The sequence below is a fragment of the Leucobacter musarum subsp. musarum genome, assembly GCF_001273845.1.
GTDB lineage: Bacteria > Actinomycetota > Actinomycetes > Actinomycetales > Microbacteriaceae > Leucobacter > Leucobacter musarum.
Genome location: NZ_JHBW01000062.1, coordinates 141976 through 164133, shown reverse-complemented (window position 1 = coordinate 164133; position 22158 = coordinate 141976). Strand labels below are relative to the sequence as shown.

The 22158-nt window shown below is 66.7% G+C and carries 20 protein-coding genes and 1 tRNA gene; 8 read left to right on the top strand and 13 right to left on the bottom strand.

Annotated features, from left to right (window positions below):
* The first annotated feature begins 7 nt into the window (after positions 1-7).
* Complete coding sequence (locus tag CH42_RS00970; RefSeq protein WP_053351332.1) at positions 8-706, top strand: HutD family protein; 699 nt, start codon at positions 8-10, stop codon at positions 704-706.
* Between the two features lie 25 nt (positions 707-731).
* Here the strand turns inward: CH42_RS00970 and CH42_RS00965 are convergent, their stop codons facing one another.
* Positions 732-1646 carry a 1,4-dihydroxy-2-naphthoyl-CoA synthase gene (locus CH42_RS00965; RefSeq protein ID WP_053351331.1) on the bottom strand — a complete coding sequence of 305 codons (915 nt, stop codon included), beginning with the start codon at positions 1644-1646 and terminating at the stop codon, positions 732-734.
* Between the two features lie 78 nt (positions 1647-1724).
* Between CH42_RS00965 and CH42_RS00960 the strand changes: the two genes are divergently transcribed.
* On the top strand, positions 1725-2744 hold the full coding sequence (locus CH42_RS00960) for an o-succinylbenzoate synthase (protein ID WP_053351330.1): 1020 nt from the start codon (positions 1725-1727) through the stop codon (positions 2742-2744).
* Positions 2745-2771: 27 nt separating this feature from the next.
* Here the strand turns inward: CH42_RS00960 and CH42_RS00955 are convergent, their stop codons facing one another.
* Genes CH42_RS00955 through CH42_RS00945 form a run of 3 tightly spaced genes read right to left on the bottom strand, consistent with a single transcriptional unit; the run spans position 2772 to position 8243 of the window.
* Positions 2772-4505 (bottom strand): AMP-binding protein, encoded by a 1734-nt coding sequence (locus CH42_RS00955; protein WP_053351329.1) that lies wholly within the window; start codon positions 4503-4505, stop codon positions 2772-2774.
* Between the two features lie 4 nt (positions 4506-4509).
* Entirely contained in the window at positions 4510-7680 is a 3171-nt protein-coding gene (locus CH42_RS00950; RefSeq protein WP_053351328.1) for a DUF2207 domain-containing protein, read from the bottom strand.
* Positions 7681-7715: 35 nt separating this feature from the next.
* Positions 7716-8243 carry an adenine phosphoribosyltransferase gene (locus tag CH42_RS00945; RefSeq protein WP_053351327.1) on the bottom strand — a complete coding sequence of 176 codons (528 nt, stop codon included), beginning with the start codon at positions 8241-8243 and terminating at the stop codon, positions 7716-7718.
* A gap of 113 nt (positions 8244-8356) precedes the next feature.
* On the opposite strand from CH42_RS00945, the gene CH42_RS00940 reads away from it, so the two are divergent.
* From CH42_RS00940 to CH42_RS00930, 3 genes are all read left to right on the top strand, one after another.
* Positions 8357-8430: transfer RNA gene (locus CH42_RS00940), tRNA-Arg, on the top strand.
* A 191-nt stretch (positions 8431-8621) separates the two neighbouring features.
* Complete coding sequence (locus tag CH42_RS00935; protein WP_053351326.1) at positions 8622-9269, top strand: hypothetical protein; 648 nt, start codon at positions 8622-8624, stop codon at positions 9267-9269.
* 95 nt (positions 9270-9364) lie between these two features.
* On the top strand, positions 9365-10135 hold the full coding sequence (locus CH42_RS00930; RefSeq protein ID WP_053351325.1) for a GntR family transcriptional regulator: 771 nt from the start codon (positions 9365-9367) through the stop codon (positions 10133-10135).
* Here CH42_RS00930 and bla read toward each other — a convergent pair.
* Positions 10093-10998 (bottom strand): class A beta-lactamase, encoded by a 906-nt coding sequence (gene bla / locus CH42_RS00925; protein ID WP_053351324.1) that lies wholly within the window; start codon positions 10996-10998, stop codon positions 10093-10095. The genes CH42_RS00930 and bla overlap by 43 nt on opposite strands.
* Positions 10999-11274: 276 nt before the next feature.
* Between bla and CH42_RS00920 the strand changes: the two genes are divergently transcribed.
* On the top strand, positions 11275-11484 hold the full coding sequence (locus CH42_RS00920) for an Rv0909 family putative TA system antitoxin (RefSeq protein ID WP_053351323.1): 210 nt from the start codon (positions 11275-11277) through the stop codon (positions 11482-11484).
* A 60-nt stretch (positions 11485-11544) separates the two neighbouring features.
* Here the strand turns inward: CH42_RS00920 and CH42_RS00915 are convergent, their stop codons facing one another.
* Together CH42_RS00915 and CH42_RS00910 are read right to left on the bottom strand one after the other, a co-directional pair.
* Positions 11545-12228: a hypothetical protein gene (locus CH42_RS00915; protein ID WP_053351322.1), complete on the bottom strand. Its 684-nt coding sequence runs from the start codon at positions 12226-12228 to the stop codon at positions 11545-11547.
* The gene (locus tag CH42_RS00910; RefSeq protein WP_053351321.1) at positions 12218-12529 is read right to left on the bottom strand and encodes a metalloregulator ArsR/SmtB family transcription factor; all 312 of its coding nucleotides are present in this window, start codon (positions 12527-12529) and stop codon (positions 12218-12220) included. Before CH42_RS00910 ends, CH42_RS00915 begins: the two co-directional genes overlap by 11 nt.
* A 65-nt stretch (positions 12530-12594) precedes the next feature.
* On the opposite strand from CH42_RS00910, the gene CH42_RS00905 reads away from it, so the two are divergent.
* Positions 12595-13494, top strand: coding sequence for an NAD-dependent epimerase/dehydratase family protein (locus CH42_RS00905; RefSeq protein ID WP_053351320.1), 900 nt, complete (start codon positions 12595-12597; stop codon positions 13492-13494).
* A gap of 55 nt (positions 13495-13549) precedes the next feature.
* Here CH42_RS00905 and CH42_RS00900 read toward each other — a convergent pair whose 3' ends face one another.
* From CH42_RS00900 to CH42_RS00890, 3 genes are all read right to left on the bottom strand, one after another.
* Positions 13550-15286, bottom strand: a complete 1737-nt coding sequence (locus CH42_RS00900) for a S1 family peptidase (RefSeq protein ID WP_053351319.1) — start codon at positions 15284-15286, stop codon at positions 13550-13552.
* Positions 15287-15398: 112 nt separating this feature from the next.
* Positions 15399-17027 (bottom strand): DUF1295 domain-containing protein, encoded by a 1629-nt coding sequence (locus CH42_RS17060; RefSeq protein ID WP_075205168.1) that lies wholly within the window; start codon positions 17025-17027, stop codon positions 15399-15401.
* Positions 17028-17071: 44 nt separating this feature from the next.
* Positions 17072-18973 carry an AMP-dependent synthetase/ligase gene (locus CH42_RS00890; protein WP_053351381.1) on the bottom strand — a complete coding sequence of 634 codons (1902 nt, stop codon included), beginning with the start codon at positions 18971-18973 and terminating at the stop codon, positions 17072-17074.
* 170 nt (positions 18974-19143) lie between these two features.
* Here CH42_RS00890 and CH42_RS00885 point away from each other — a divergent pair, with 170 nt between their 5' ends.
* The gene (locus tag CH42_RS00885; RefSeq protein WP_053351380.1) at positions 19144-19512 is read left to right on the top strand and encodes a hypothetical protein; all 369 of its coding nucleotides are present in this window, start codon (positions 19144-19146) and stop codon (positions 19510-19512) included.
* 42 nt (positions 19513-19554) lie between these two features.
* Here the strand turns inward: CH42_RS00885 and CH42_RS00880 are convergent, their stop codons facing one another.
* From CH42_RS00880 to CH42_RS00870, 3 genes are read right to left on the bottom strand one after another with little or no spacing between them, the layout of a single operon-like run.
* Positions 19555-20355, bottom strand: a complete 801-nt coding sequence (locus tag CH42_RS00880; protein WP_053351318.1) for an SDR family NAD(P)-dependent oxidoreductase — start codon at positions 20353-20355, stop codon at positions 19555-19557.
* Positions 20352-21248: an SMP-30/gluconolactonase/LRE family protein gene (locus CH42_RS00875; protein WP_053351317.1), complete on the bottom strand. Its 897-nt coding sequence runs from the start codon at positions 21246-21248 to the stop codon at positions 20352-20354. Before CH42_RS00875 ends, CH42_RS00880 begins: the two co-directional genes overlap by 4 nt.
* 5 nt (positions 21249-21253) lie before the next feature.
* Positions 21254-22150, bottom strand: coding sequence for an SDR family oxidoreductase (locus CH42_RS00870; RefSeq protein ID WP_053351316.1), 897 nt, complete (start codon positions 22148-22150; stop codon positions 21254-21256).
* Positions 22151-22158 lie beyond the last annotated feature (8 nt).

Here is a 22158-nt window from a genome sequence, read left to right as displayed (position 1 = left end):
TGGGTGCATGAATGTCAATGCGCGGATCTCGCCCGAGAGGTGGCTCCTCGAGCAGCCGTTCGAACGGCTCACCGCTGCACCGTGGGCCAATGGGCTGGGCGCGACCACCGAGCTCGTCGGCGTGGACAGCTCGCGTGCGGTGCGCCCCGAGCTCGACGCACCGGCCTGGCGTTTGAGTATCGCGGAGTTGCGGGAGCCGGCTGCGTTTTCGCCGCTGCCCGGAGTGCACCGTAATTTCATGTCGGTCGGCGGCGATGTTGTGCTCGTAGTCGACGGGGTGCGACACGAGGTGCCGAGCGGCACCGTGCTGCAGTTCAGCGGCGGCGCCGACGTGATTTTGGTGGCGCTCTCAGTGCCTTGCCACGCCGTCAACCTCATGTCGCGGAGCGACGCAGTGCGCCTCTGGGCGTCGAAGTGTGCGCAGGCTGCACCGATCGCGGAGTCCGCGCACGTCGCGGCATACCCTGCGGCGCGACTCGACGCGACTCAGGCGGCGGATCCGGCCACCCGCCCGACGCACCTGCTCGCGGCCGTCGCACTCCCTGATGCTCAGACCGGCCCCGGAGCCCGGACAGACACCGAGCCCGGAACCGATTCCGAAACCCACGCCAGCACCAGCGCCGCGCGCCGCTTCGACCTGTACGTGCCGAGCCTCGAAACGACCGGGCCGCCACCGTTCCCGGCCGCGGTCGTCGAGCTCGCCTGACCTGACGCGTGCTCGCGCCGGCCAATCAGTAATAGTAGGGAAACGGGCTCCAGTCTGGTTCGCGCTTCTCGAGGAACGAATCACGCCCCTCGACCGCTTCGTCAGTGCCGTACGCGAGGCGCGTCGTCTCGCCGGCAAACAGCTGCTGCCCCACGATGCCGTCATCGACCGCGTTCATCGCGTACTTGAGCATGCGAATCGCAGTCGGCGACTTGCCGAGAATAGTGCGCGCCCAAGCGATACCGGTGCGCTCGAGTTCGGTGTGCGGCACGACCTCGTTCACGGCACCGATCTCACGCGCTCGGTCGGCCGAGTACTCCTCGGCGAGAAAGAAGATTTCGCGAGCGAACTTCTGCCCGACCTGCTTCGCGAAGTAGGCGCTGCCATAGCCCGCATCGAACGACCCCACATCGGCGTCAGTCTGCTTGAACTTGGCGTGCTCGCGACTCGCGATCGTGAGGTCGCACACCACGTTGAGCGAGTGCCCGCCGCCGGCCGCCCACCCTGGCACCAGCGCGATGACCACCTTCGGCATGAAACGAATCAGTCGCTGCACCTCGAGAATGTGCAGACGACCGGCGCGCGCCGCAGCTTCAGGGCCGACCGCGGTCTCGTCTTCGGAGTATTTGTACCCGTCGCGCCCGCGAATGCGCTGGTCACCACCCGAGCAGAACGCCCACCCGCCATCTTTCGGGCTCGGCCCGTTGCCGGTGAGTAGCACGACGCCGACCTTCGGGTTGATGCGGGCCCGCTCAAGCGCATCGGCGAGTTCGTCGACTGTGCGGGGGCGGAAGGCGTTACGTACCTCGGGGCGATCGAACGCCACCCGTGCGATGCGACCGTCAAGGCTCAGGTGCGAGGTGATATCGGTGTAGTGCTCGGCCCCGGGGGCGAGCTGCCATTCGGCCGCGTCGAAGAGTTCGGATACCTGCTGCGTCATGTCTCTACCCTAGGCGGCACCGCCGACATCGGAGCTCGGCATCAGCGGCGCCGTGACCCGAAGTGGCAGGATCGAACCATGAGCGCCAACGCATCCACCCCAGTACTGCCACCACTGGCCGAGGTGCTCGCGGAGGCACGCGTCGTGGCGATCCCGACTCGCACCCGGTTTCGCGGCATCAGTGTGCGCGAGGCCGTGGTGTTCGCGGCGCCGCAGGGCGCGACCGAATTCTCGCCGTTCACCGAGTATGACGACGCCGAGGCGGCACCGTGGCTGGCGGCGGCACTCGACTTCGGTTGGGCCGAGCAGCCGGCCGCCCGGCGAGAGCGCGTCGAGATCAACGCGACCGTGCCGGCCGTCACTGCGGGCGAGGTGCCCGGCATTCTCGCGCGCTTTCCGGGATGCACGACCGCAAAGGTGAAGGTGTCCGAACGCGGGCAGACGCTCGCCGACGATGTCGCCCGAGTAAGCGCCGTGCGTGCAGAGCTCGGACCGAGCGGCCGCGTGCGCGTCGACGCGAACGCCGGCTGGTCGGTCGAATCGGCCGTCACCGCCCTCACACAGTTGGCGCAGTTCGATCTGGATTACGCTGAGCAGCCCTGCGCACAGGTCAACGAATTGGTCGCCGTGCGCGCGCGTTTGAGCGAGCTCGGCATCGACCTGCGCATCGCTGCCGATGAGAGCGTGCGCAAAGCCGAAGATCCTCTCGCGGTGGCCCGAGCCGGCGCTGCGGATCTACTTATCATCAAAGCCCAGCCGCTCGGAGGCGTGCGACGCGCACTGTCGATCGTGCACGAGGCGGGCCTGCCGGTGGTCGTGTCGAGCGCACTCGACACCTCGGCGGGGATCGCCATGGGGGTGCAGCTCGCGGCCGCACTGCCCGATGACCTCCTCGCCGGAGCCTGCGGCCTCGGCACCGTCGCATTGCTCGACGGCGACGTGACGCGCACACCACTCGTGCCGCACAATGGCACGATCGCCGTTGGGAGACCAGTGCTTGACGCGTCACTCATCGAGCGGTTCGGTGCGGCTCCGGATCGCGAGGAGTGGTGGCGCGAGCGCATCACCCGCACCTACGCGCTCCTGACACGCGGCTAATGCTCGCCTGTCTCGGCGACGCGCAGTTCAGCCCTTGAGACCCGGGAAATCCTCTTCGCGCCATTCGCTGTCGATGCGCTCGCCGGCCGCGTGCGCGGCTTCCTCGCGCTGCCGCAACTCGATGCGACGGATCTTGCCCGACGTCGTCTTCGGCAGCTCGAAGAACTCGACGCGGCGCACCCGCATGTACGGAGGCAGCGCCACTCGCGCATGAGCAAGAATCTCGCGCGCGGTCTCCCCTGACGATTCGACCCCTGCGGCGAGCGCGACATACGCCTTGGTGACGTTGAGACGCGTGTCATCAGGAGCGCCGACGACGGCGGCCTCGGCCACGAACGCGTGCTCGATCAACGCGCTCTCGACCTCGAACGGTGAGACTTTGAAGTCGCTCGACTTGAAGATGTCATCGGTGCGGCCAACGAAGGTGAGCACGCCGTTCTCCCCGCGCTGTGCGACATCGCCGGTGTGGAACAGACCGTCGCGCGTCGCTTTCGCGGTCGCCTCGGGGTTACCGAAGTATCCCGGCATCAAATTGACCGGGCGCTGCGGTGCGAGTCGCAGGCAGATCTCGCCTTCCTCAACTTCGGCACCCGTGAGCGGGTCGATGAGGACGGCATCGACACCCGGCAGCGGCTGCCCCATCGCACCGGCGACGATCGGGTCACCGGGAAGATTTCCGATCAGAGCTGTCGTCTCGGTCTGGCCATAACCGTCGCGAATCTCGAGGCCCCACCACTCCTGAATGCGGGCAATGACCTCGGGGTTGAGCGGCTCGCCGGCGGAGACGATCTCGCGCAGCGCACGCGGCTTGAGCTCGAGCTTCTTCTGGATGAGCATGCGCCACACGGTGGGCGGTGCGCAGAATGTGTTGACTCCGACCCGGTCGAGCTCGGAGACCAAGAATTCGGCGTCGAATCGCGCGTAGTTCGCTACGAAGATCGTCGCGCCGACGTGCCACGGGCCGAAGAAGCTCGACCAGGCGTGCTTCGCCCAGCCCGGTGCGCTGATCACGAGGTGGGTGTCGCCGGGCCGCACGCCGAGCCATGACAGCGTCGTGAGGTGGCCGACCGGGTAGCTCGTATGCGAGTGGACGACGATCTTGGGCAGGCTCGTGGTGCCCGAGGTGAAGTACAGGAGAGCTGCGTCCTCGCTCGTGGTCGACTTCGTGACCGGCGCCACGGATGCCGCTGACGATTCCTCGTAGCGCTCCCAGTCGTACAGGCTCGCCCGCTGATCGTCGGTCGCGGCGTCGAGCCCGACGCCGATGCCGCGGTACTCGCCCGGCACGTCGCGGAACTTCACCGCGTCTTCCCCTGAGGCGAAGACCCAGCGCACCGTTCCGCGCGAGACGCGGTCGTCGAGTTCGTGTGCGCCGAGCACGACGGAGGTCGGCAAGATCACGACGCCGATCTTCATGGCGGCAAGCATGATCTCCCAGAGTTCGACGCGGTTGCCGAGCATGAGCATCGCGACGTCGCCGCGCTTGGCGCCGATGCGGGTGAGCCAATTCGCCACTTGATCGGAACGCTGCTTGAGCTGCGCGAACGAACGCTTCAGCTCGCTGCCATCCTGCTCCGCGATCCACAGCGCGGTGGTGTCGTTGTCGCGTGCGATGACATCGAAGACGTCATGAGCCCAGTTGAAGTTGGGGCCGACGTCGGGCCAGGTGAACTCGGCGCGCTGCCGCTGCGGGTCTCCGGCGCTGGAGAGCAGGTGATCCCGTGCGGCGAAGAAGGCGGCCGTGGCATCGATCTCAGTCATTGCTCTATTCTGCTCCCTTGCGCGACTTGGATCGCCCACCGTTCGAAATTTTCGAGCGCGGTTTTCTGACCGCGGCGAGTGACCGGCGGGCCACGATCACGATCTCCGTGGCCACTGCGATCAGCATGACCGCGCCCGCCGCCATCGCCCATCCCCCACGCGAGTCGCTGCCCGAACTCGGCATCACCGTCCAGCAGAAGACGACGCACTGCGCGAGCGCGAGGAGCGGGATCACAACGAACGAAATGGTGCGCAGGCTCGCGGAGGCGGGGCGCGTCTCGGGCGCGCGTCGCCGGCTCCCTCGGCACCATACGATCACCGCGGCACTGGCGAGCAGCACCAGTACAAGCAGTGCGTACACCGTCGCGTAGGGCAGCGCCCGCCCGAGCGCGTACGTCTCAGCCGCGGCGGGCGAGGTGTCGGTGAACGTGCCAGCCGGGAAATCGAACACGGCGCCCAGATCATTCGTAAGCCCTAGGTCGTATCGCGTGAGCGCTCGGTTCACGTCGGGGTCGATGCCCCACGGGCCCGCCGGTGTGTCTTCGAGCAGATCCTCTCGGGTGCGCGACTGCACCTGGTCGGCGTCGAAGGTGGCGACGAGTGCCCCGTCGGCGCGCTCCTGAACTGCGCCGATACGCAGGTCGAGCCGGGTGCGCAGCGCGTCGTCGACGGTGTACTGACTCTCGTGCACCCAGGGCGCTGCCACCAACCCACGTTCAAGTGGGAGCACGTCTTCGTCGCGCTCGAAGTCGCGATCGGGGTCGGAGCCGATCCACCCGCTCTCACGCAGTTCGGGCACCAACTCGGAAGCCACCGTGACCTGCACGCGGAGCGGGCGGATCTGCGCGATGCCCGCGTCGAGATCATCGACATCGCGGTAATAGTCGGTATCGAGGAACGCGTTCCAGGCGTTCCAGCGCACCTGATCTGCGCCGTCGTCTCCCGGAACGCGAACGGCGGCGCTGTCGAGCGTGTACGCGATTTCGATCTCGTGATCGCCGTCAAGCACGTCGGAGAACTGCGTGACCATTGCCACGGTGCGCGTCGCGGGTTGCGATCGCTGCTCGTACGGGGCTGATTCGCCGTCGATCTTCACCGAGTCGAGACGGAATCCGAGCGACTGGTCGTAGCGTTCGGTCGGCCACTCCTTCGCGAACTGCGGTACGCGCGACCCGTTCCCGTCGAATCGCACATTCAGGCGTTCGGTGACTCGCACCTGTGCGCTGCCCTCGGCCGTACGGCTGAGCTCGCCCGCGATCTCGAAGCCCGTGACATCAGTTGAGAACGTGCCGGGGAGGTCGTCGGTGTCGGTCACGAAATCGTGTTCGAATGCGAGCGGTGGCGGCAGCGTCGACACCGCAACGACTGAACCGGCCAAGACCGCTGCGGCCGCAAGTGTCGCGGTAATCGCGACTCCTGAAATGACGTGCTCATTGCGCCACCCGCGCGCAATATCGCGTCGACCTGATTCCTGCGTTGCAAGCTCACCCACCGCGCGACCCGCGCGCCGCGCACTGACAAACGGCAGGGCATAGGGCAGCAGCGCGTCGTCGACGGGGCCGCGCTCGAGCAGCCGCGTCGCGCGCGCCCACACGTCGATCCCCTTGAGCTGCTGCACGGCAAGTGCACCTGCCCGGGTCAGTGGGCGGGGGCGATGCACCACACTCACCGCGACGACCGCCAGCACGGTCGATGCGATCACGAAGAGCGCCGGCCACCAGACGATCGCCAGAATCACCTGATGCGAGAGCTGGCGCAGCACACCCCACTGCACCAGCGTGAGCGCGATCGGCGCGAATGTGAAGAAGTCGCGCACGTAGCTATCGGGCACCCAACGTAGCCCGCTGGTAACTGCGGCATCGGCGGCCCGCCAGCGGGCTGCGCGCTTCACCACAGACGGCAGGTTGCCCCATCGCCCAGACCGTCGCGCGGCTCGCGCAAGGCCGGCAAGCCATGCGTCACGACGCTTCGAAGCAGCCGCCGGCGCTGCGCCGAGCGCCTCGACGAGTTCGGCGTGCCGCACGCGTCCGCGCAACTGCGCCGCGTGATCCGGAGTCATCCCGTCAGGGGGTTCGGCTCGCGGCAGGTACCAGGGTTCACCGGCGCTATCGGCCCACACGATACGTCGGGCCGCGAGAGCGAACAGCACGAGCGCGGCGAGCATTACGAGCGGTACCAGCGGACCGTAAGTCTGCACCCAGTAGAGCGGTGTCGTCGGCGGCTGCACGAATGTGCCATCGGCGAAGCTCGCGGAAAGCGTTGCTTCGGCATTGGGCGGCAACGCTTGGTCGTTCGTAAAGGAGTACACCGTTGCGCCGTCGTCGGTTACCCGATCGGGCGTCAACCAGGTCGACGCGCTGATGAGCCAGGCGATCGAACCGCGCGGGGCACGGACGAGCGCGTCGTTGATCTCGGCCGGCAGGGTCAGCGAGACCTCGACGCCCTTCGTGGCTTGCGGCCACGTCGGTGCGAAGAGCGACCACCGGAAGCGATCGACCACCGCACCCGTCGCCTCATCGACCTCGCTCGTGATGAGGTCGTGCAGTTCATACGACAGCGAAATCTGCTCCGTGCCCGCGAACGGCTCGCCGTCGGTTCGCGTGATGCGCAGTTCCGTGGTGGTCGATTTCGGGGTGACCGAGACGTCGGCCGCCTCGCCGTCGACCGTTGCTCCGGCGACGTCAAGACGCACGTCGTGCCCCTGGAACTCCGTGACGATGACACGCTCGACGCTCGTCTCGGGGCCGTTGCGGAAGTCGGCCTCGTACGACTCGGTGACCCGAGCCTCGAATCTGCCATCGTCGGTGCGACCGACGACGTAGTCGAGCTGCGCGTCACGCGCGACCCAGTCGACCTCGTCGATGTCAGCCGAGTCGATCACGTCATCGAAGCTCATCGGCGGGTTCAGCACCGGGCCGAGCAGCAAGAAGACGCCCGCACCCATGACGAGCACCCAGAAGAATCGCAGTGCGTTGCGCAGGGTCGCATCGCCATTCGCGCGCAACCGCGCTTCAGCCGCGGTGAGCACTCGGGCGAGCCAGCGGAAGAGCGGCGTGTGCTCCGGCTGCGGATCCGGAATGCGCCCCGAATTGAGTAGCTCAGGATCGCTGCCCGCGAGATCGAAGAAATCGGGGGCGGGAAGCGGCGGCTCGCTGCGCCTCGTGCGTCGACTCATCTGCCGATCCTCGCCCTTACCCCCGACATTCGCGTTTAGCTGCGGAACACCGTATGCAGCTCGGGGTCGCCGACGGCTTCGCGGCCGCCGAGACCGTCGATTTCAAACAGCACCGACGTGCCCGCTGCGACGTACCCGAGCCGCTCGATCAGCTCGTGTGCAGCCGCGAGCGTGCCGCCCGTCGCGAGCACGTCGTCGATCAGCAGCACGCGAGTGCCGGGAGCGAAGTCGTCGTGCGCCTCGACCTCGGCGGTGCCGTACTCGAGGGCGTACCCCACGCTGGCCGCCGGCCGAGGCAGCTTGCCGGCTTTGCGGATCGGCATGAGGCCGGTCTGACTCGCGTACGCGGCGGCGCTCGCGAGCAAGAACCCGCGCGCCTCCAGGCCTGCGACGACGTCAAAGGTGCCCGCGAACGGCTCGATCAGCGCGTGCACGGTGGCGCGCTGCGCCTCGGCATCGCCGAGCAGCGGTGTGATGTCGCGGAAGAGGATGCCCGGCGACGGGTAATTCGGAATCTCGCGGATCAGTGCTTCCGCGCGGACGAGTTCAGGGCTCTGTGACACGCGTTCCAGGGTACCGGGCGCTCGCGACACGCGCGGAGGCCTCGCGCGAAGTGGCCTCGATTTCAGTTTCGCGAAACGCTCGTGTAGAGTATTTCGAGTTGGGTAACCAACGGGCGCCCCTAGCTCAGCTGGATAGAGCATCTGACTACGGATCAGAAGGTCAGGGGTTCGAATCCCTTGGGGCGCACACAGGAAAGAAAACCCCGTCGCGAAAGCGGCGGGGTTTTTTGCTGTCTGCACGTTATTCACCCGGTCGAGCGCGTGTGCGCAGAGATGCACCTGCTCCCCCGCTCGGGCACCAATTGGGCACCGCCCAATTGGAAAGCAGCCCTAACCAATTGCGGACGCGTTGACACGCCCCTTGGTACGCTCGGCGGCATGAGCTTCGCGCCGATCTCTTCGCGCTCGCGCAACCTCTCTGCCTGGTTCGCCACGCGCCCCGAAGACTTCGTCGCAGAGCGCTCCCCGAAGCGCACCTGGTTCTGGGGCATCACGGCGGTCGTATTCGCGGTCATCACGGCGATCGTGCTGCTGCATCCGTCCGACATCGTCGAAATGCTGGGTGGCCGCCGCCGCGCGGGCATGGCGATCGCCGGAACGTTCTTCCTGCCACCGGCGATCGCGCTCTTCAGTGTCGTGATGATCTTCGTGGGATCGCGCCGCTGGCGCGTGCGCGGCGGCGGCGTGCTGACGAACCCCTTGATTCACGGGGTCACCGCCGCATTCCCGACCGATCTCGTGGTCGAGGCGATCCGCCGGGGAAGCACCGATCGCGACGGCATCGTCACAGCCTTGACCACCGCGTTCACGCATCCGGGCGACCGACTGCTGATCACGGTGTGGGCGTCGAACACCGACCGGGTGCTCTACGTCGGCGTGCTGCGCGTCGAGGGCAATCGCGTGTGGATCGATGCCGAACCGGTGCGAGTCGGGCCGGATCGCTTCATCGATCTGAAACCGGTCGACCAGGCGGCACTGCACGCGTACGCCGATTCCCTCAGCAAGCCCCATTCACCGCACGCGTGACGCCGCGTTGGTGATGCGCGAAGCGGTCAGATCTTCGAATAGCTCATTGCGCACTACAACGATGCCTTCGATACTGGCACCGTAGAGTGAAGGATATGCCGATCCCCAACGCCTCCAAGCCCAAGATTGCCCGCCGACTCCTCCGCGACGAAGCGCACGATCTGATCCGCGCCGCAATTCTCGACGGCACGCTCGCACCCGGCGAACAGCTCGATGACGCCAGCCTGCAGAACTGGCTCGGGATATCCCGCACCCCAATCCGCGAAGCGATCATCGCGCTCCAGGTCGAAGGTTTCGTCGAAATCGCCGCCCAAACGCACACCCGTGTCGTTGACCCGACCCCTGAAGACGTGATTCACGCGATACAGACTGTGGGCACCGTCTTCGGCGGAGTGCTGCGTACCATCGTGTCTGACCTCGATGACGCAGCACGCGATCAGATCTTCACATTCGTGGAGCGCGCGAAGGCTGCGATCGCCGCGGCCGACGCACGCACACACATGAACGTCACCATCGAGTACTACCGACTCATGATCGAGCGGTGCAAGAACCCCACGCTGAAACTGGTTGCCGATTGGGCAGTGACGTCACTCAGCTTCAAATACAGCATCACTGTCGACCAGCGCGAACCCAATTGGGAGATGCTCACTCACGGATGGGAGCAGATGCACGAGGCAATTCTTGCCGGCGATGCGGTTGCGGCTGAGCTCGCGTGCGAAGACATGCACTTGCTCCCCCGCCCAGGCGCCGCATGGGCACCGCCGACATGGCGATCGGAGAAAGAGAGCGCCGGGACGAAGCTCTCACCTATCTTCCGCCCTACTCAGTCAGCGAACAGCGCCTCGGCGACGTCAGCGAGCAACTGATCATCGTATTTTTCTTTGGGATCGCGCTTCGTGGTGAGCACCGACACGATGACCGGGTCCTGACCGTGTTGGGTAATGACTGCGATGTCGTTGCGCATACCTGCCGCGCCGCCTGATTTGTCCGCGACAGTCCACCCGGCGGGGACACCGGCCCGCAGTAGGGTGTCTCCGGTCGCGTTGCCACTCATCCATTCAACGAGGAGATCTTGATCTGCGCTTTCGCGCCCAAGCGAGGTCACGACCTGAGCAAGTGTGGAGGTCATCGAGGCCGGGGTTGAGGTGTTCGCGGTGTCACCATCGACGATGTCGTTTACAAACGGCTCGTACGAGGCAAATTCGGTCGCCTGATCGCCTTGATCTCGAAGCCACTGCTGAAACGCATCCGGGCCGCCAAGTTTCTCAAGAACGAGATTGAAGGCGAGGTTGTCACTGGTGCGCACTGTCGCCTCCGCGAGTTCTTGCACACTCATCCTTTCGCCGACGTGCTCTCCAGTAACCGGGGCGTATCCAGCATCGTCTACCTGCTCCTGCGTCCAGGTGACCTGCTCACCGCGGCTCTCCCCGGTCACCCGCTCCAAGAAGAATGCTGCGAGCAGAGCCTTGATACTTGAGGCGTACCCGAATCTGTGATCTTCATTGAAACCCACGACTTGATCAGTGAGCGTATCCAGGGCAAACAAGCCGATGCGCGCCCCGTACTGACCCTGAAGTCGATTGAGTCTCTGCGAAAGTGTTCGTTGATCCACGATGCGGTTCGTTTGCTGCTGCTCAGCGGATGCCACTGGTGCCGATGCAGATGCGGCGTGGGTTTCTGGCGCACAAGCGGTGGTGGCGAGCAGAGCAGCGCCCGCAATCGTGAGCAAGATGTTTCGTGTCGCAGTGTTCAATCTCATGGCGTAAAACACTAGAACACTTGCATGAAGCAATGCCCCACATCAACACTGGGTGATTTCACGTTCGCTGGCCACAAAGCGACCTGTCGCCGAAGCCGCTGCGGGCGGATTTCATATTGCCCCTCCCAATACCTCAGAGGCATTCGAGCACCCGTGGAGCGATTCAACGCTTTACGCAGGGCCACCTGTCGCGAGAAAATACTCGCAGGAGCGGCGCCCGGTCGCCCGGGGACGAAGGAGCAGCATATGGGTATCGAAGATCTCACCGCAAAGGCCAAGGAATTCCTCAGCGACGGAAAAGTCGCCGACGCGCTCAAGAGCGAGCAGGCCGAAGACATCAGCGACAAGCTGCTCGACGGTGTCGCAGGCGCCGCGAACAAGGTGACCGGCGGCAAGTTCGAGGGCCAGATTCAGGACGCGCGCGATGCGGCCGACAAGGCCATCGGCAACGAGTAGGTACTCGAACTGCGACCTCACTGAGGCCCCCGGCAGTGTTTCGCCGGGGGCCTCAGTGCGTCACTCTGCCGCGATGCGTCGCATGATCGGGTCGATCACCCACCGCGCCGGCGAACCCATCGTCTCCCCCAGCGCATCGAATGCGTCGTCGCGGTGCGCGAAATACCCGAAGTCTGCTCGAACGTATCGCGACAGATCGAACTCGCCGCCACCCGATCGGCCATCCCAGTCGACAGCGCAGCGCCCGGCCGCCTCGAACAGGGTTTCGGCGCCGCGATTCGTGAACGCGCCGCCGCCTCGGCACCCGATCGACCCGAAGAGCTCGGAGGCCGCACTCCAGCCATTGATCGCGAACTCGGGCCAGACGAGCAGAATGCGCTTCGGCAGCACGAAGGCGACGCGCGGAAATCGGGGATACCAGAACGTCCGGTCCACGTGCAGCGCACGCACGCGGGTGGCGACACCGAGTGAACGGGCAACGCCCTCAAGAATCGCGAGACGCTGGCTGCAAGAGCCGTATCCGCGCGCGAGAGTGCGCGACGCCGGTGTGCGCTCTGACAGCGCATACACCGCACGGGTCTGCGTGCGAATAAGGGCGTGCGCCGCTTCGAGCACGGCGGCAGGATCACCCGATGTCGCTGACACTTGCGCACGCTCGGTGATCCCGCGCATCACGGGCGCACGGTAGTCGAGGATCGCCGTGGCCTCGAGCGAACCGGCTTCGATAGCGGTGTCAGTTCGCACGACGCTTGCGCACCTCACGCAGCACGATCTGCTCTGGGCAGACGGTCGAGAGGAAGTCGCCAACGGAAAGCGCGAGGCGCTCGCCGACCAACGAGTACAGAATGCGGTTCGCGTCTCGTCGCTCGGTCACGAGCCCGGCCTGGCGCAGCACCGACAGGTGACGTGAAATCGTGGGGCCCGTGGCACTGAACCTCGCGGCGATCTCCCCCGCAGCCAGTTCGCCATCTTTCAGGTCTTGCAAAATCTGGCGCCGCGTCGGGTGCGCGAGCGCCGCGAAGATATCCGTCGCCGTATCCGCCATATTTGCAATATAGCATAATTGCGAAATAGGGTGACGGTATCACCCGCTCACCGTCAGGAGTCACCATGCGCATCGCCATCACCGGAGGCACCGGCTTCGTGGGCCGGCACCTGGCCGAGCGGCTCGATCCCGAGCACACCGTCATCGTCTCGCGCCGCACCGGCGTCGCTATCGATGACGTCGACGCGCTCACCGAAGCATTCACGGGCCGCGACGCGGTCGCGCACTGCGCGGGCATCAACCGCGAGATCGGGGATCAGACGTACGAGCGCGTGCACGTCGACGGCACGCGCGCCGTAAACGAGGCCGCCCGTCGCGCCGGGGTGCAGCGCATCGTTCTGCTGAGCTTTCTGCGCGCGCGCCCGGGCAGCGAATCGCCCTACCACGAGACGAAGTGGACGGCCGAAGAGCTTGTGCGCGCCTCGGGCCTGGAGTACACGATTCTCAAGGCGGGCATGATCTACGGCCCCGGCGACCACCTCGTCGACCACGTGAGCCGATCGGTGCGCACATTGCCCGTATTCACGACGGTCGGGCTGCGCGAGCGCACGGTGCGCCCGGTGCCGGTCGCCGACATGGTCGACGTGCTGCTCGCCGCCCTCGAGGGGCGCATCGCCGAACCGACGATCACGGTGCGCGGCGTCGACGAGCTCCGGTTCAGCCAGGCCGTGCGCCGCATTGCTGCCGTCGCGGGCCGCCGCATCATCGTGTTGCCCGCACCAGTCTGGGCGATCCGGGGTGTCGCACAACTCACCGAGTGGCTGATGGTCACCCCGCTCCTCGCGAAAGCGCAGGCGCAGATGCTCGCCGAGGGCGTCAGCGAGGCGGCTCCCCCCGCACCCGATGCGGCCCCCGAGATTCGCCCGCACCGCCCATTCAGCGATGCCCGCATTCGTGAGGCCCTTCCCCGCGGCAGATTCGGGCTGAGCGACCTGCGGGTCGCCCGCCGCCCACGAACACGCTGAGGCCTCGGCGCAGTCGCCGAACCCTCAGCGCGTTGGTGAGCATGCTTGCAGGCGCCTACTCAGCGACACGGCGCCCACGCGACCGAGCGATCCACACCCCGCCCGCGATCGCACCCGCGAGCGCCAGCAGCACCAGCCCAGCCGCCAACACCCCCTGGATCTGCGACCCACCTGTCGCCGCGAGCTCAGTCAGACCGCTGTCCGTCGCAACCACGTCGCCACTGCCCGGCTGTACGCTTTCCGAAGTGGAGGTCGCACCCGTGACTGCGCAGTTCGCGGCCGACTGGTCGAGTACTGAACCGGCCGCGAGGCAGGCATTCACTCCGGCCACCTGCTGACCGTAGCCACGGCCATCGAACACCGTTGTGGTACCGTCTGCGGCAACCTCGCACGGGTTGTTATCGGTGCACGACTCCCCGTCTCGATTGTGCGTATTGAGCACTGCCGCCAGCGTGTGTCCGTCGGAGGCGACCAGCGCGGCGCCTGACTGCCCGGGAAATTGCAGGCATTCGTCGCTCTGCGCAAAACGAAGAGACTGCTCCATGGTGTACGAGCCCTCGCGGAGCTGCGGAACAATTGCCTCGATCTCGCAGGTCTGCCCGGTGCCATTCTTCAGCGACAAGGAAACACCCGCTTCGACGGGTGAGGTTGCCAAAGACAGCACACGCCCTCCCTGACGTTCGATCTCGTCATAGCTCTGGTCGAGACGCAGCACGGCAACGTCGGTACCGGTCATCGTGGCGTAGATCACCCGGTCAGCGTGCGCCGGGAAAATACCGTAGCCACCGCCGTCGAGAAACATGAGCGAGTTCTCACCCGTGGGCTGGTCCACGAGCGCGGTGCCCGGTTCAGGAAACGCGAGATCCGCACCAAACATCTGCACGCAGTGACCATTGGTCAGCAACATCGCCGGGTCACTCCCGACCGAGGCCGCGCTGCGCACGACCGATCCCATGCACCCGTCAAAGTCTGGGTAACCCGCCATGTCCGGAACGACATCGTCATCGACCAAGCTCGCGGAGTCGCGCATGGTCGCGCGCACCCAGTCGGCGTGAATCGTGATGTCGGTGTAGACGCCGGCGATGGTTGGGTCGTTGGCCGGCCCTGAGAGCACACCCGCCAATTTCCATTCTCCGTCTTCTTGCACGAGCAACGGGCCGCCAGAGTCAGCATTCCCGGTGTGAGCACCCGCGCTGGCGCCGACGCAGAGCTCTGCGTCTTCCAGCAGTGACTCCGGGCAGTCTGCGAGCGGACGAATCACCCCGTCACCTTCGCGCAACTGCGCCGGGTAGCACTCGGGGCCATTGCTGAACTCATCACAGGTGCTGCCCCAGCCAAGGAAACGTACCGGCGTTCCCACGAGCGGCGTCTTCGAGGCCAACGCGATCGGCTCCACGTCAACCGCGTCACGCAGCTGCAGCAGCATCAGATCCTTACCGAACGGGAGCCCGGTCGTGAGACGGAAGAACCGCTGCACCGGAACTTCCGTGCCTCCGTGAGTCACGTCCGTGGACCCCACTTGCACGGTCCACCCTTGCGGTGACCCGTTGGCGGCGTGGTTGTTCTTGAGGCAGTGCGCCGCGGTCACCGCCCAGGTCGCGTCGATCACCGATACCCCGCACCCGTTGCCCCCGGCGCCGGGCGGCACCGGGTAGCCGGGCTTGTAGGCACCCATGAACGGGTAGGGTTCGGTGGCTTCGGTGCCACCGGCCACCGCGAACGCGGGTTGAGCGGTCAGCAGCACCACGGCACACAACGCCGCGGTCGTCACAGTACGGAACAGAATCTTCATGCGGTGAAGTGTATAAATACTGATGTTTCAAAAACGTATGCTCCGCAAATACACCTGCGACGGCGCGCAATGACGCACCCGCCCTACGAGCGAAGGCCCACGAGCCCCAGCTTCACTCCGCGCCGAAGAACTCCTCGAGCGCCGCGGTGATCTGTGTACGCGCCGCATCATCCGAGATCGTCGGCTCGCCATCGCCCGACTGCTCACCATACGCCCCGAACTGGGCGTGCACCCCGCCGTCGATCGCGACGAACTCGGTCGCGCCGGGCAGACCGGCGGCCGACGCCTCGATCTTTTCGGGGGTCGCCAGGCCGTCGTTCGTGCCCGAGATTGAGAGCACCGGCAGGTCATCGCGCGCGGCGAGTGCGTCGCCCGAGCAGTAGGAGGCCAGCAGCACGAGGCTGTCGACGGCATCGCGATCCGCATCGGCGTACATGCACGCCTTCACCCCGCCCATGCTGTGCCCGCCCACCGACCAGCTCGTCACCTCGGGTGCGAGGCCGGTGAAGTCGGCCAGCGGTCGCGTTTCGAAGAGCGGCAGATTGAGCAGCGACTGCGTGATCACTACCGTCGTGCCAGCGGCGACAGTGTCGCGGAAGGTCGCCTCGTACGCCTCGGGCACGACCTTGGCGCCCGCGAAGAACACGAGCCCCCGCCCGTTGGCCTCGCCAGTCGGCGTCATCACGATGGGTCCGCCCGCCTGCGAGACGTCCACGCGGTCGTCTTGACTCACTGCGGCGAGCGCCTGCGGCTCGGCCTGATAGGTCTGCTCCGCCCAGATGACGAAGCCGACCACCGCGACCAGCACGAGCGACAGCACTGCGGCACCCAGGGCACCGAGTACGCGACGCGCACGGCTGCGATCGGCTGCGCCCCGGCGCCCGGGAATGAGCGCGGGCGTGCGCGCGCGGTAGGCCTGGTAGTCGGGGTCGTCACCCCACTTGCGCTGCGCCTTCTCCTCGAGCAGCGGAATGCCGCTCACCTTCGTGAGCAACAGAATGACGAAGAGCGGGGAGAGGATCGCGATCCACTGCCAGCCGCGCAGCGCCGGGGCCGCGATGACGAGCACGCCGACCCAGAGCACGATCTCGCCGAGGTAGTTCGGGTGTCGCACGACCGACCACAGACCGGTCGAGATAAACCGACCGTCGTTGGCGGGGTCGGCCTTGAAGCGACTCTTCTGGGCATCCGCGATGACCTCGATCACGAACCCGAGCGCCCAGATGCCGAGCCCGATCCAGGTGCTCGCGCCCACGGCCGCGGCGTGCTCAGAGGTGATGGCGATCCAGGCCGCCGCCGCGGTGAGGCTCACCCAGGCGCCCTGCACCGTCCAGACCGAGAGGAACCGCACGGGCGAGGTCTTGATCTCATCGAAGCGATCGTCGGCGCCGCTGCGCCGCACGCGCATAAAGAGGAAACTGCCGAGTCGCACCGCCCAGATCACGACGACCGCGGTGAGCAGCACTGACCTCACGTCGAACGATGGAGCCAGGAACAGCAGCCCGACCGTCACCACGATGTACGTCAGGCTGCCGGTCAGGTCGAAGAATCGCTCGGTGCGGCGGGCCATCGCGGGCACGAAGGCGATCCACTGCACCACGAACGCCGCGGCGACGGCGATCGCGAAGCCCGGCAGCGGCCCGATCGACCAGCTGCCCTGACTGCCGGCGAACGCGAGCAGCGCTCCCAACACGAGAGCGGCGGCGATGAGGATCACCGAGCGTGCAATGGGCCGAGACATATCAGGTCCTGTTCGTCAGCTGGGGGCAGCGGGGTCGGGTGGAGTCAGGCGTACTGCGCGTCGATCACCGGCGCAGCGGCGGCGAGCAGCGCGGAACGCTTGAGCTTCATCGTGGGAGTGATGAGCTCTGGGGCGCGGTCTTCGCCGATCACGAGCAGCGACCAGGTCTGTACCCGTTCGCCGGGCGACACCGCCGCGTTCGCCGGGTCGATGGCCTCGGCGATCTCGGCGCGCAGCCGATCGTCGGCGACCGCTGCGAGGCCGGCATCGGCGAGCTGCGCGGGGCGTTGATGGCCGTGTTCGTCGCACCAGGCCTGCACGGCCTCGGTGTCGAGCACGATCAGCCCCGTGAGATACGGGCGGTCAGTGCCGACGAGCACCGCGTGCGCGACGAGCGGGTGCATCTCGACGGCGCGCTCCCAGCGCTCGGGCGACACCGTGCGGCCGGTCGAGGTGACGATCGTCTGCCCCATCCGCCCACGCAGCGTGAGCGCTCCATCGCTACCGAGCTCGCCCAGGTCTCCGGTGCGGAAGAAGCCATCGACGAAGGCCGCAGCTGTGTGCTCGGGGTTGCGGTAGCCGGCGAAGACCCCGACGCCGCGAGCGAGCACCTCGCCCTCGGCCGAGATACGCACCTCATTGCCCGGCAACGGGGTGCCGACGCTACCAGCGACGAGCGACCCCGGTCGGCCGCCGGTGAGCGGGGCCGTGGTTTCGGTAAGACCGTAGCCCTCGATAATCGGCACGCCGATACCGCGGAAGAACTGCGCGAGCTCGGGCCGCAGCGTCGCGGCCCCCGAGAGCAGGTAGTCGATGCGTCCGCCCATGAGCGCGCGCAGCCGGCCGAAGAAGATGCGATCGAAGACGGCACGGCGGGCGCGCAACCGCAGGCCGGGGCGTGCGTGGGCGTCGCGATCCCGCGCCTCCATCGCCTCGCCCCACGACTCTGCCGTGCGCACGGCGGCCCGCCAGACGGGGGCGAGGCGTTTCTCTCGGGCCGCCTTCGCCGCCGCCGCTTGAATCTTCTCGAGCACCCGCGGCACCACCACAAGGAACGTCGGCCGCAGCACCGACAGCGCCTGCACGACCTCCTTGGGATCGGCGAGGTGCGCCACCCGCATGCCGTTCGCGATGCAGATGAGCTGCAGTGCGCGACCGAGCACGTGCGTGAGCGGCAGGAACAGGATCGTATTGCCCCGATCGTGCACCACTTCCGTGTACGCCTCGGCCGTGTTGAGCACCTGGCCGACCAGGTTGCGGTGCGTGATCTGCGCCCCCTTGGGGTCGCCCGTCGTACCCGACGTGTAGACGATCGTCGCGATGTCGTCGAGGGCGGCGGCGGTGCGGCGCTCTTCCAGCTGTGCATCGGAGACGCTCTCGCCCTGTTCGATGAGGTGCGAGAGCGGGGCCGCTTGCTCGGCCGGGTCGGCTTGCGCGTGAGCCTCGTCGGCGTCGACGTCACTCGATGTGCGGAGCGCCCAGGTGCGCAGTTCGACTCCGGCCTCGGCCGCAGCCCCGCGCAGACGCGCATCGAGCACCGCGTCACCGACGAACGCGGCGACCGGTCGCGCGTCCGCGAGCACCGCGGTGAGCTGCGAGTGCGCTGCGGTGTCGTAGACGGGCACCACGACGGCACCAGCAGTCGCCGCCGCGAGGTCGGCCACCGCCCAGAGGTACTGCGTCGGCGCCATGATCAGCACCGCGTCACCCGCCTGCACCCCACTTACGATCAAGCCCTTCGCGACGCGCCTCACCTGCTCGGCGAACTCCGCCGTCGTGACGGGCACCCACGGGGCGTCGAGCGGCGTGCCGGGCTCGCGCACCTCGAACGCCACGTGATCGGGGGCGGTGTCGAGTCTCCGCTGCAGCAGGTCGGTGACGTTGCGCACGACATCGATATCGACGACCGCAGGGGTCTCTGCTGCATATCGTTGCACGGTCGTCATGCCGGTACCCACTCCCCCGAACCGCGCACGAGCAAGTTGCTCAGTTTGTGAGGTTCTTCTCACGAAAGTATCACAGATATTGACCGAATGCGCTCGGCGCGCGAATATCTCGAAGCATCGTGCAACGCAACGCCCTTCTCACCACCGACGCCCTCTGCGAGAGTCGCCGCATGAGAAGCATCACCTACGCCGGCGAGACCGTCGTCACCACCGACGACGTTGCATCAGCCCTGGTCGAACTCACCGCCGCCATCGCCCGCAACGGCCGCGCCGAAGCCGTCGAAATCCCGATCGTCACCGACGATCATGAACACACCGACGTCGCCGAGCTCGTCATCGGGGTCGGCAACGACGTGCTGTCAGTGCCGGCGGCGTGGGACTCGAACGAGGAACCCGATTTCTCGCAGCAGGCCGCCGCGCTGAGAAACCATATCGACTACCCCCAGCCGGTCGCGGGCGGCTCGATCACCGAAGAATTCACGTCGCTCGATTGGGATCTGGAGCTCGGCGACACCGACAGCGGCGCTCGGGGCCACTGAAGGCGGGCCGGTCGGCCCGCCTTCAGCGCTGCAGACGCAACCTCAGATGGTTGCCACTGAACCCGAATCGACGCGATAGTTGGATCCGTTCACAAACGACGCACGATCCGAGCAGAGGAACGTGACGACGTTCGCCACTTCCTCGGGCTCCCCACGGCGACCGAGCTCCATGTACGGCCGCTCGTCATCGAGGAACGATTCGATCGCTTCATCGAAGCTGACGCCAAGCTCGTCCGAGCGCTTCTCCATCATGCGATCCGTCATCGGCGTGTGAATGAATGCCGGTGACACGCAATTCACCAGCAACCCCTCGTCGGCATAGGAGCGCGAGAGCCCTTTCGCGAGCGCCAGAATGCCCGCCTTCGCCGCACAGTAAGGCAGCTCGTCGTCGTACGGCTGCACCGCGTCTTCGGAGGCGAGGAACACCAGGCGACCCCACCCGCCGGAGCGCAGCGCCGGCAAGAATTCGCGCACCAGACGCACCGGCCCGAGCAGATCGACCTCGACGGTCGACACCCACCCGTCGTCGTCGATCTCGTGAAACTTACCCTGCGCGCCGGTGATGCCCGCCGACTGCACCAGGATGTCGATGCTGCCTACCGCAGCTTCGACCTGTTCGCGCAGCGACTCGAGATCGTCGAGGCTCGTGATGTCGGCGGCGAACGCGTGCAGCGCGTCGGGTGCTGCGTCGAGCTTCGCCGCAGCAGCGTTGAGGTCGTCGGCGTCGTGATCGGTGATGACCACCCGCACGCCCTCTTCGAGCAGCTGCTTCGCGGTGTGCCAGCCGATACCCGACGCACCCCCGGTGACGAGTGCCGTCTTGCCCGTAATTCCCAGATTCATGATGCGTGTCCTTTCGTCGTTCCGAATGTGTGCACCGGCCGACCGTGCTCGTCGGGGTCGACATCGATGCGGTAGATCGCCCCTGATTCGGGCGCATCTTGCAACTGCTGCTCCGTGAGGTTCTCGCGCGCCGAACCAATCAGCAGGGTGGTGAGCTCAGGCCCCGCGAACGCCACCGAGGTGATGTTCGGGCTCGGGATCGGCACCGACTCGAGCAGCGCGCCGTCGCGGGCCCACCGCACAACTCGGCTCTCGCCATAGAGGCCGTTCCAGAACGTGCCGTCTGCGGCGAGCGCGAGCCCGTCGTGCGCGCGGCCCGTGATGTGCGGCGCGAGTTCGCCGAGGTCCCCGTTCGGGCCGTAGATACCGCGATAGATCGTCGAGGTGGAGGTGTCGGTGACGAACATGGTGCGTCCGTCGTCCGACCACTCAAGGCCGTTGGCGACGCCGAAGCCACCGCGCAGTGCTCGCGCGTCTCCGTCGGCGCTCACCGCCCAAAGGTCGGCGTCGGGTGCTTCTCCGATCAGGCCCATGCCTCCCACGACGAATCTGCCGAACGGGTCGACCTTCCCCTCGTTGAGGCGCATGCCGAATCTGCGGTGCGGCAATCGGGCAACGACCCGCTCGATGAGCCCATCGGAGCCGAGCAGTACGACCGAATCTTCGAGAGCCGCAACGTAGCGACCGCTCGACGCCGGTTGCACGGCCGACACGGGCGGTGGCAGTGACACCACGCGATCCTCGCTGCCGTCAACGGCACCATCGAGGCGACCCCGGTGCAGCAGCCCCGCGGTGATGTCGACCCACACGACTTCACTGGTACGCGCGTCCCACCAGAGACTCTCGACCAAGATCGCCCGCGTCGAGCGGAACACCTGCACCTCGCGCGTCATCACGATCAGGGGGTCGGCATGCCGCCATTGACGTTGAGTGTCTCGCCCGCCACATAGCTGGACTCGGCCGACGCGAGAAACACGTACGCAGGCGCGAGCTCCGCAGGCTGCCCCATGCGACCGAGCGGCGTCTCGTGGCCAAACTCGGCGATCTTGTCTTGCGGCTGCCCGTCGCTGGGCTGCAGCGGCGTCCAGATCGGGCCGGGCGCGACGGCGTTCACGCGGATACCCTTGGGGGCGAGCTGATCGGCGAGCCCCTTCGTGAAGGCGTTGATGGTCGCCTTCGTGGAGGCGTAATCGACCAGAATGCCCGACGGCGAGTAGGCCTGGATCGAGGTCGTGTTGATGATCGCCGACCCTGGGGCGAGATGGGGCAGCGCAGCCTTGGTGATCCAGAACATCGCGTACACGTTCGTCTTAAAGGTGTCGTCGAACTGCTCGTCGGTCAGATCGGTGAGCGACTCCTGGAACACCTGCTTGCCGCCATTGTTCACGAGGATGTCGAGGCCTCCGAGCTGGGAAACCGTGTCGGCCACGAGCGACCGGCAGTACGATGCATCTCGCAGGTCGCCGGGCAGGGTCGCGACCTGCACGCCGGCTTCGCGAAGAATGCCGGCGATGCGCTGGGCATCGGGTTCCTCCTCCGGGAGGTAGGAGATCGCCACATCGGCGCCCTCGCGGGCGAAGGCGATCGCCGTGGCGGCGCCGATTCCCGAGTCCCCGCCGGTGATGAGGGCCTTACGCCCCTGGAGGCGCCCGGACCCGCGGTAGCTCTCCTCTCCAAGATCGGCCTTCGGCGTGAGGTCGGCGTCGAGCCCGGGCTCGGCGAGGTGCTGCCGCTGCGGCTTGATATCGGCGTAAAGCTCTGCCGGGTTGACGAAGGTGTACTGGTCACGTGACATGGTGCGTC

Excerpts from the sequence above, each read along its gene's own strand:
- CH42_RS00955 (WP_053351329.1), bottom strand. The coding sequence starts at position 4,505 with ATGACTGAGATCGATGCCACGGCCGCCTTCTTCGCCGCACGGGATCAC.
- CH42_RS00935 (WP_053351326.1), top strand. The coding sequence starts at position 8,622 with ATGAGCTTCGCGCCGATCTCTTCGCGCTCGCGCAACCTCTCTGCCTGG.
- CH42_RS00880 (WP_053351318.1), bottom strand. The coding sequence starts at position 20,355 with ATGAATCTGGGAATTACGGGCAAGACGGCACTCGTCACCGGGGGTGCG.
- CH42_RS00890 (WP_053351381.1), bottom strand. The coding sequence starts at position 18,973 with ATGACGACCGTGCAACGATATGCAGCAGAGACCCCTGCGGTCGTCGAT.
- CH42_RS00970 (WP_053351332.1), top strand. The coding sequence starts at position 8 with ATGAATGTCAATGCGCGGATCTCGCCCGAGAGGTGGCTCCTCGAGCAG.
- CH42_RS17060 (WP_075205168.1), bottom strand. The coding sequence starts at position 17,027 with ATGTCTCGGCCCATTGCACGCTCGGTGATCCTCATCGCCGCCGCTCTC.
- CH42_RS00885 (WP_053351380.1), top strand. The coding sequence starts at position 19,144 with ATGAGAAGCATCACCTACGCCGGCGAGACCGTCGTCACCACCGACGAC.
- CH42_RS00875 (WP_053351317.1), bottom strand. The coding sequence starts at position 21,248 with ATGACGCGCGAGGTGCAGGTGTTCCGCTCGACGCGGGCGATCTTGGTC.
- CH42_RS00930 (WP_053351325.1), top strand. The coding sequence starts at position 9,365 with ATGCCGATCCCCAACGCCTCCAAGCCCAAGATTGCCCGCCGACTCCTC.
- CH42_RS00950 (WP_053351328.1), bottom strand. The coding sequence starts at position 7,680 with ATGAGTCGACGCACGAGGCGCAGCGAGCCGCCGCTTCCCGCCCCCGAT.
- CH42_RS00870 (WP_053351316.1), bottom strand. The coding sequence starts at position 22,150 with ATGTCACGTGACCAGTACACCTTCGTCAACCCGGCAGAGCTTTACGCC.
- CH42_RS00905 (WP_053351320.1), top strand. The coding sequence starts at position 12,595 with ATGCGCATCGCCATCACCGGAGGCACCGGCTTCGTGGGCCGGCACCTG.
- CH42_RS00965 (WP_053351331.1), bottom strand. The coding sequence starts at position 1,646 with ATGACGCAGCAGGTATCCGAACTCTTCGACGCGGCCGAATGGCAGCTC.
- CH42_RS00920 (WP_053351323.1), top strand. The coding sequence starts at position 11,275 with ATGGGTATCGAAGATCTCACCGCAAAGGCCAAGGAATTCCTCAGCGAC.
- CH42_RS00900 (WP_053351319.1), bottom strand. The coding sequence starts at position 15,286 with ATGAAGATTCTGTTCCGTACTGTGACGACCGCGGCGTTGTGTGCCGTG.
- CH42_RS00960 (WP_053351330.1), top strand. The coding sequence starts at position 1,725 with ATGAGCGCCAACGCATCCACCCCAGTACTGCCACCACTGGCCGAGGTG.
- CH42_RS00910 (WP_053351321.1), bottom strand. The coding sequence starts at position 12,529 with ATGGCGGATACGGCGACGGATATCTTCGCGGCGCTCGCGCACCCGACG.